The 5076-nt window shown below is 72.4% G+C and carries 6 protein-coding genes; 3 read left to right on the top strand and 3 right to left on the bottom strand.

Annotated features, from left to right (window positions below):
- Positions 1 to 57 precede the first annotated feature (57 nt).
- Positions 58 to 543 (bottom strand): hypothetical protein, encoded by a 486-nt coding sequence (locus EAO70_RS04175; RefSeq protein ID WP_148001654.1) that lies wholly within the window; start codon positions 541 to 543, stop codon positions 58 to 60.
- A gap of 116 nt (positions 544 to 659) precedes the next feature.
- Here EAO70_RS04175 and EAO70_RS04180 point away from each other — a divergent pair, with 116 nt between their 5' ends.
- Positions 660 to 1307, top strand: a complete 648-nt coding sequence (locus EAO70_RS04180) for a ScbR family autoregulator-binding transcription factor (protein ID WP_148001655.1) — start codon at positions 660 to 662, stop codon at positions 1305 to 1307.
- A gap of 31 nt (positions 1308 to 1338) precedes the next feature.
- Here EAO70_RS04180 and EAO70_RS04185 read toward each other — a convergent pair whose 3' ends face one another.
- Both EAO70_RS04185 and EAO70_RS04190 read right to left on the bottom strand, forming a co-directional pair.
- On the bottom strand, positions 1339 to 2292 hold the full coding sequence (locus tag EAO70_RS04185) for an NAD-dependent epimerase/dehydratase family protein (RefSeq protein ID WP_148001656.1): 954 nt from the start codon (positions 2290 to 2292) through the stop codon (positions 1339 to 1341).
- A gap of 13 nt (positions 2293 to 2305) precedes the next feature.
- Positions 2306 to 3256: a ScbA/BarX family gamma-butyrolactone biosynthesis protein gene (locus EAO70_RS04190; RefSeq protein ID WP_148001657.1), complete on the bottom strand. Its 951-nt coding sequence runs from the start codon at positions 3254 to 3256 to the stop codon at positions 2306 to 2308.
- Positions 3257 to 3384: 128 nt separating this feature from the next.
- Between EAO70_RS04190 and EAO70_RS04195 the strand changes: the two genes are divergently transcribed.
- A complete protein-coding gene (locus tag EAO70_RS04195; RefSeq protein ID WP_148001658.1) occupies positions 3385 to 4065 on the top strand; it encodes a ScbR family autoregulator-binding transcription factor in 681 nt (226 codons plus the stop codon).
- Positions 4066 to 4193: 128 nt separating this feature from the next.
- Positions 4194 to 5076, top strand: an 883-nt coding sequence (locus EAO70_RS04200; RefSeq protein WP_148001659.1) for an acyl-CoA dehydrogenase family protein, incomplete at its 3' end; no start/stop codon positions are given.

A 5076-nucleotide genomic window follows, 5' to 3' on the forward strand; every position in this document is an offset into this window, starting at 1 on the left:
CCGGCGGAGCCGGGGCGGGGAGGGGACGGAGAGCGGGCACGGGAGCCCCGGCGCGGGTCAGACGCGGGCCCGGGGCCCCTTCGCCCCGCTCGCGGAGGCGGCCGTCGTCCTCGGGGTCCCGGTCGTCGGGGTCGCGGTCGTCACCACGACCACGCCGGCGAGCAGCACCACGTTCTTCACGACGAACTCGCCGACCAGGGTGAGCAGCAGCGGGTTGGAGTGCGCGAAGGCCACCGACGGGGTGAGGACGAGTACGGCGAAGGTCCCGCCGAGGTGGCCGGTGAGCACCGGCAGGGCCAGCGCGCGGGCGCGGCCCGAGACCAGCCAGAGGCCGAGCACCACCTCCGCCCAGCCGAGCGAGGGCACGAACCAGCCGCCCGCGCGGAACGGCAGGACGTCGACGACCAGCGCGGCCGCCGGGCTGAGCCCGACGACCTTGAGAACCCCGAACCACACGAACACGCCGCCGAGGCCGGCCCTGAGCAGGCCCAGACCGTACCGGTGCAGCCGCTCCCCCGTCGCCGATCCCGTCGAACTGCTCAAGGGCGCACGAAAACCTCGTACAATACCAAGCAGTCGGTTTGGAGTCGTCGAGCGGTACGGAACGCCGAGGCGCACGCCCGTGCCGGTGCGACGCACGGTGTGACGGGGAGCCACGGGTGACCAAACAGGAGCGGGCCGCACGGACCCGAGAGGCGCTGATCAGGTCGGCGGCCAGGGAGTTCGACGAGCACGGCTACGCCTTGGCCACCCTGTCGGCGATCAGCACGGGCGCGGGGGTGAGCCCCGGCGCGCTCCACTTCCACTTCGAGAACAAGCCCGCGGTGGCCGCCGCCGTCGAGCAGGAGGCGTCCACCGCCCTGCGCAGGGCGGCCCGGCTGGCGCACCGCCAGGGGGCGAACGCCCTGCAGAACCTCGCGGACACCACGCACGCCCTCGCCCGGCTGCTCCGCGAGGACATCGTGGTCCGCGCCGGCTACCGGCTCAGCTGCTCGCGCGTACGCCGCACGGACCTGAACCTGCGCCAGGAGTGGCAGAGCTGCGTCCAGCAGCGCATCGCGGAGGCCGCCGACGAGGGGCTGCTCGCCACCGGCCACGGCGGCCAGCCGGACCTCGTCCGCACGGTGGTGGCCGCCACCGTCGGCCTGGAGGCCCTCTGCCGGGACACCCGCGAGTGGCTCGCGCCCGACACCGTCACCGGCCTGTGGCGGACGCTGCTGCCGGTGCTGGCCGCGCCCGGGACGCTCGCCGGCCTGGAACCGGCGGGCAGCGCGTCCGTGCCCGCCGCCCGCGCCCCGGTGGGCTGACGGGTCCGCGGCCGCCCGCGGCGGCGCCCGGTCAGGACCCGGCGAGCAGTTTCCGGTACCAGGGCAGGTGGTCGGTGAAGCCGGCCGTGAAGCCCGGTCCCGGGTCGCGGCCGAGGTCCCGCCACGGCCGGTCGTCGGCGAACCAGTGGTCGACGGCGAGCATGTCCAGGTGGTGCTGGGCGAAGGGGACGTCGGCGAGCAGCGCGCGGGCCGTGCCGAGGTCCACGGCGGGCCCGCGGACGTACCCCGTCCGATGGGCCAGCAGTTCCTCGGCGGCGGCGAGCAGTTCGCCGACCGGGACCGGCTCGGGGTGCTGCACGTAGTACGGGCCGGGTTCGGTCGCGGCGGAGAGCGCAGCGCCGAGCAGGACGTCCGCCAGGGTGTCCACGTCGACCAGGGAGTGCACCGAGGAGCCCGCGTCGAGCGGGGCCGGCAGCGCGGCCAGCAGCCGGACCAGGCCGGGGATCAGCTGCCGGTCGCCGGTGCCGTACACGAGGTGCGGCCGCAGCACGGTCCCGCCCGCGTCCAGGACGTACCGCTCGCCGGCGGCGCGGGTGCGGCTGGTCGCCGAGACCGGGGCGAGCGGCAGGGTGCCGGGGGCGGCGGCCCGGAAGGGGCCGCGGCCGTGGACGGACGCCGTGCTCAGGGCGACGATCCGGGTCACCCCGGCGGTCGTGGCCGCCTCGACCAGGGACCGGGTTCCCTCGTCGTTGACCGCGCGGGCCTGCTCCGGGTCCCCGCCGATCATCGAGGCGCAGTGGACCACGACGTCGATCCCCTCGCAGGCGCGGCGCAGCGCGTCGGGGTCCCGGAGGTCGCCCAGGACGGTCTCGGTCCGGGGTCCGGCGGGCTCCCCCCGGTCGACGGGGCGGCGGACGAGCAGGCGTACGCCCGCGGTCCCTTCGGCTTCCGGGGCCGACGCCGCCGCGGCGACCCGGCCGCCGATGAAGCCGGTCGCGCCGGTGATCAGGAGATGAGGTGCCATCGTTCCGTCCGGTTCAGCCCGCCAGGCGGCTGCCGAGGCCGACGCCGGCCACCGCCAGTTCGCGGGACGGGGAGGTGAGCGTGCAGCGGAAGACCGAGTGGTCCTCCTGCCGGCCCTCGACCCGGACGGTGGTCGTCGACGGGTCGGCGCCGGGCACGACCTCGGTCTCGATCCAGCAGGGGCTGTCGAGTTCGGCGTAGCGGGAGAAGGAGACGTCCATCACGGCGGGCAGGAACGTCTCGCTGCCGACCGTCGCCGTCGCGGCCTGCCGGGCCGCTTCGAGGAGCACCATGCCGGGGACGTGGTCGTTCGGTCTCCGGAAGAGGGTGCTGTGGCCGGTGTTGATCCGCAGCTGCCACTGGTCGGGGCGGTTGCCCGGGCCGAGGACGACGTCTCCGCTGTGCTCGCGGCCCACCAGGTGGGACGCCACGGCGGGGATCAGCGGAACGGGGCGGCCGAGCGCGGCCATCCGCTCGCCCCGGATCCTGCGGTACGCGAGGGCGGAGGTGCAGCGTGCCTGCGCCGTGCCGGTGCCGAGGAACCGTCCGTCGCGGGTGAGGACCAGGGTGGTGCGCAGGTCGCGGAGGCGGCCGCCCCGGCTGCTGAGGTCGGAGCAGACGACGTCGACGGTCACGTCGGAGGAGAGCCCGTCGACGGCCAGCGCCTCGGGATCGGTGCGGTAGGAGAGGCCCCACATGACGAACTGGTCGTCCACGGGTACCCCGAACTCCGCATGAGCGATCAGCATGGTGGTCTGGCGTATCGTCTCGGCCACCAATACGGGGTCGTGACGGTCCCCCGCCACCGGAGAGAAGAAAGGGTGTGAGGCAGGCCAGCGAGCGGAGACGGAGAACCGATTCTCCCGCAATTGAGTCCACCCTGTGGGGATGATATCCGCGGGATCCGACCGGTGAACGAACTCCCCGGGGACGTGTGCAGCCGTTCCTCGTCCGTTCTGATCCATGGATCCCCCTTGCAGCCCCGCGCCCCTGGGCGGTGTGTCCGCCCGAATTAGAATACGTACAGCGCGGTTTTCTTTTCAATGCTTCACGTCACACGTTGAGCACAGACAGCGAGACAGCAGGAGGCGCCTTGGCGCAGCAAGCGCGTGCAATCCGAACCCGACGGGTGATCCTCGAGTCGGCCGCCACCGTCTTCGCGGAGCGCGGCTACGAGCGGACCACCATCGGCGAGATCCTGGTGCGCGCCGGGGTGACCAAGGGAGCTCTGTATTTCCACTTTGCTTCCAAGGAAGATCTCGCCGTCGGTGTGCTCGACGCCCAGATGCTCGACGTGCCCCTGACACCCCAGGAGGTCAAACTCCAGGAACTCGCCGACCAGGCCTTCCTGCTGACCCATCGTCTGCAGCGCGACGCGCTGGTGCGGGCGAGTGTCGCCCTGGCGCTGGACAGCGGCGCCACCGGGGTCGACCGCGCCGCCCCGTTCCGGGCGTGGATCGATCAGGTGTCGGAGATCCTGATGGTCTCGAAGGCGCGGGGGGAGCTGCTCGTCCATGTGAACGTGACGGACACCGCCGAGCTGTTCTCGGGCGCCTTCTCGGGCATTCAGGCGATGTCGCAGATTCTTTGCGACCGCAATGACCTGGCCCATCGGGTCTCGGTCCTGCTCCAGCACTTCCTGCCGAGCATCTGCACCCCGGCCCTGCTGCCGCGCCTCGACATGACCGAGGGCCGCGCCCTGCAGCTCGGCGCCGCGTACGACGCCAGCCGGCTCCGGCGGGAAGAAGTGCATCTCGCCGACACCTCCGGTTAACAAAACCGACCGACCGGTCCTTGAGCGCCCCGACGCGGATCCCGCGTCGGGGCGCTCTGGCGTCATGGCACTGAGTGTGTTTTGCTGAGGGTACTCAGTGCCACAAGCGTCTAGGGGAGCTCCACATCATGGGCAAGGACTTCGACCTGTATCGGCCTTCCGAGGAGCACGACATGCTCCGGGAGTCGGTGCGGGCGCTCGCGGAGGCGAAGATCGCGCCGTTCGCCGCGGCGGTGGACGAGGAGGGCCGGTTCCCGCAGGAGGCCCTGGACGCGCTGGTCGCCAACGACCTGCACGCCGTGCACGTCCCGGAGACCTACGGCGGCGCGGGCGCGGACGCGCTCGCGACGGTGATCGTGATCGAGGAGGTCGCCCGCGCCTGCGGTTCGTCCTCGCTGATCCCCGCGGTCAACAAGCTGGGCTCGCTGCCCGTCATCCTGTCCGGCTCGGAGGAGCTCAAGCACCGCTACCTCGGCCCGCTGGCCAAGGGCGACGCGATGTTCTCCTACGCCCTGTCCGAGCCCGACGCCGGCTCCGACGCCGCCGGGATGAAGACCCGCGCGGTCCGCGACGGCGACTTCTGGATCCTCAACGGCGTCAAGCGGTGGATCACCAACGCCGGCGTCTCCGAGTACTACACCGTGATGGCCGTCACCGACCCCGACCAGCGCTCCAGGGGCATCAGCGCCTTCGTCGTGGAGAAGTCCGACGAGGGCGTCTCCTTCGGCGCCCCCGAGAAGAAGCTCGGCATCAAGGGCTCCCCCACCCGCGAGGTCTACCTCGACAACGTCCGCATCCCCGCGAGCCGCATGATCGGCGCCGAGGGCACCGGCTTCGCCACCGCCATGAAGACCCTCGACCACACCCGCATCACCATCGCCGCCCAGGCCATCGGCATCGCCCAGGGCGCCCTCGACTACGCCAAGGGCTACGTCACCGAGCGCAAGCAGTTCGGCAAGCCCATCGCCGACTTCCAGGGCGTCCAGTTCATGCTCGCCGACATGGCCATGA

Origin of the sequence: Streptomyces sp. adm13(2018) (assembly GCF_008042145.1) — a bacterium.
Classification (GTDB): domain Bacteria; phylum Actinomycetota; class Actinomycetes; order Streptomycetales; family Streptomycetaceae; genus Streptomyces.